The organism is Albidovulum sp. (assembly GCF_049646345.1).
GTDB lineage: Bacteria > Pseudomonadota > Alphaproteobacteria > Rhodobacterales > Rhodobacteraceae > Albidovulum.
Genome location: NZ_JBARVQ010000908.1, coordinates 1 through 2,751 on the forward strand (window position 1 = coordinate 1; position 2,751 = coordinate 2,751).

Here is a 2,751-nt window from a genome sequence, read left to right on the forward strand (position 1 = left end):
GGCGACTTCAGCGCGTGACCGGCTTTGCCGACCGCAAGCCCGCTTTGCGCAATCCGATGGCCCCGCGCAACAACCGCCTGGAAGTGATTCTGCTGCGTTCGGATGCATGAAATGCAGCGCATTTGAGATGTTAGGGCGATATTAAGCCACCGTGCGCATGGTGGGCGGAACTGACGGACGCAGCAGCAGAAAGGCGGCACCTATGTCCATTTCGTCCTCGCTCAATGCCGGCGTGGCCGGTCTCAGCGCGAATGCCACGCAGCTGGCGACGATTTCCGACAATATCGCGAATTCCGGTACCTATGGGTACAAACGTGTTTCGACGGATTTTGAGAATTTCGTGATCAATCAGGCGCGGGGCGCGGGCACCTATTCCGCAGGGGGAGTCCGGGCCGCGACGACGCGGCTGATCGATGAACATGGGGCACTTGTCGCCACCAACAATGCGCTCGACCTTGCGGTATCCGGGCGCGGCATGTTGCCGGTGACCTCGGCAGTATCGCTGAATTCCTTTACCGGCGGGGCGCAGCCCCTGATGATGACCACGACCGGATCGTTCCGGCCTGATGCCGACGGCGTCTTGCGCACCGAATCCGGTCTCGTCCTGCTCGGTTGGCCCGCCAATGCCGACGGGTCGATCCCGGTCCTGCCGCGCGATACGATCTCGGGCCTGCAGCCGGTGATCATCAATGCCAATCAGACTGCGGGCGACCCGACGACGACAATGAACCTTGGCGTGAACCTGCCTGCAACGGCGACCGAGGCGGGCGCGGGCGGGGCGGCATTGCCGCTGTCGGTCGAGTATTTCGGCAATCTCGGCACCTCGGACACGCTCGACATCACTTTCACGCCGACAGTCCCCGGAACCGGCGCTTCGAACACCTGGACGATGGAGATCCGCGATTCCGCACAGGCCGGTGCCTTGATCGGGGAATACACGCTGGTCTTCGACGATACCCGCGCCAATGGCGGCACGCTGGCTTCGGTCACGACCGTGTCGGGTGGTGCCTATGACCCCCTGACCGGGGAACTGGCGCTGACGGTCGCGGGCGGGCCGATGACAATGACGATCGGCAGGGTGGGCGACCCGAACGGGCTGACGCAATTGTCCGACAGCTTCGCGCCAACCTCGATCACCAAGGACGGCTCGCCCGTGGGCAACCTGACCACGGTCGAGGTTGATGAAAACGGCTATGTCACCGCGACCTATGACACCGGCTTTACAAGGCGGATCTACCAGATCCCGGTCGTCGATGTGCCAAACCCGAACGGATTGATCGCGCTCAACAACCAGACCTTCCAGGTCTCGCCGGATTCGGGGTCATTCTTCCTTTGGGATGCGGGCGACGGGCCCACAGGCTCGGTCGTGGGCTATGCGCGCGAAGGTTCGGCCACCGATGTCGCCGCCGAACTGACCGCGCTGATCCAGACCCAGCGGGCCTATTCCTCGAATGCCAAGGTCATCCAGACCGTGGATGAGATGTTGCAGGAAACCACGAATATCAAACGCTGATCCGGACGGGTGGGGCCGTAACCGGAGACTGAATCATGAGCCTGTCCGCCTCTCTGGCCAATGCACTGACCGGTCTGACCGCGTCATCGCGACGGGCCGAGGTCGTATCGTCGAATGTCTCGAACGCACTGACCGAAGGCTTCGCCCGGCGGGAAATCCATCTGTCGTCGCAATCCTTGGGCGGCAATGGCGCGGGCGTTCGCATCGACGGCGTCACCCGGTCGGTCAACGTGGCCCTTCTCGCCGACCGCCGTCTGGCCGATGCCGAGGCGGGTAATTCCGGAATGCGCACCGATTTCCTTGCCCGCGTCGAAAGCCTCCTCGGTTCACCCGAGGATGCGGGTTCTCTCTCGGCCCGGATCGCGGAACTGGAATCTGCCCTTGTCCAGGCCGCGAGCCGCCCCGACAGCCAGGCCCGGCTGCAAAGCATCGTCGATGCCGCGAACCGGGTGACGGGCCATCTGAACGCGCTCAGCGACGATGTGCAGCAGGCGCGGATGGATGCCGATGACAGCATCGCGAAGCAGGTGGAGACGCTGAACGAATCTCTTGGCCAGATCGACCGGCTGAACGCCGAAATCCTCGCCCAGCGTGCCTCGGGCCGTGACGCCACTGCGCTGATGGACGAACGCCAGCGCCTTGTCGACCGGGTGGCCGAGATCGTGCCGGTGCGCGAAGTGCCGCGTGACCACGATCAGATTTCACTCTTCACCACCGGCGGCGCGATCCTTTTGGAGGGCAACCCGGCGGTGATCGGGTTCAACCCGGTCGGCGTGATCACTGCCGATATGACGATCGGATCCGGGGCGCTCTCTGGCTTCACGATCAACGGCATGCCGGTGCCCTCGGGCGATGACGGTGTTCTGGGGGGCGGCACGCTAGGCGCCGCCATTGCGATCCGCGACGATCTTGCGCCGGGGGCACAGGCGGACCTCGACGCACTGGCACGCGACCTGATCGAACGGTTTGAAACCCCGACCGTCGACCCGACACTTCTTGCCGGCCAGCCGGGGCTTTTTACCGATGGCGGCCTGATCCTTGATCCGCTGCTGGAGGAAGGGTTGGCCGGACGCATCCGGCTGAACGGTATCGTCGACCCGGCGCAGGGCGGCCAGCTTTGGCACCTGCGCGACGGGCTTGGCGCCGTTGCGCAGGGCAATGTCGGCAATGCCACACTTCTGAACGCGCTTGGCACCGCGCTCAGCGATCCGCGCGTGGCCTCATCGGGCTCGTTCATC

At 64.3% G+C, this 2,751-nt stretch carries 2 protein-coding genes and 1 pseudogene; all 3 read left to right on the top strand.

Annotated elements, in window-relative coordinates; all coding sequences use genetic code 11:
* A pseudogene (locus tag WBB85_RS23650) lies at positions 1–110 on the top strand (chemotaxis protein MotB); the annotation flags it as partial.
* Positions 111–202: 92 nt separating this feature from the next.
* The gene (locus tag WBB85_RS23655) at positions 203–1,513 is read left to right on the top strand and encodes a flagellar hook protein FlgE (RefSeq protein ID WP_432641009.1); all 1,311 of its coding nucleotides are present in this window, start codon (positions 203–205) and stop codon (positions 1,511–1,513) included.
* A 35-nt stretch (positions 1,514–1,548) separates the two neighbouring features.
* On the top strand, positions 1,549–2,751 hold a 1,203-nt coding region (flgK, locus tag WBB85_RS23660), incomplete at its 3' end, for a flagellar hook-associated protein FlgK (RefSeq protein WP_432641010.1).

Excerpts from the sequence above, each read along its gene's own strand:
- WBB85_RS23655 (WP_432641009.1), top strand. The coding sequence starts at position 203 with ATGTCCATTTCGTCCTCGCTCAATGCCGGCGTGGCCGGTCTCAGCGCG.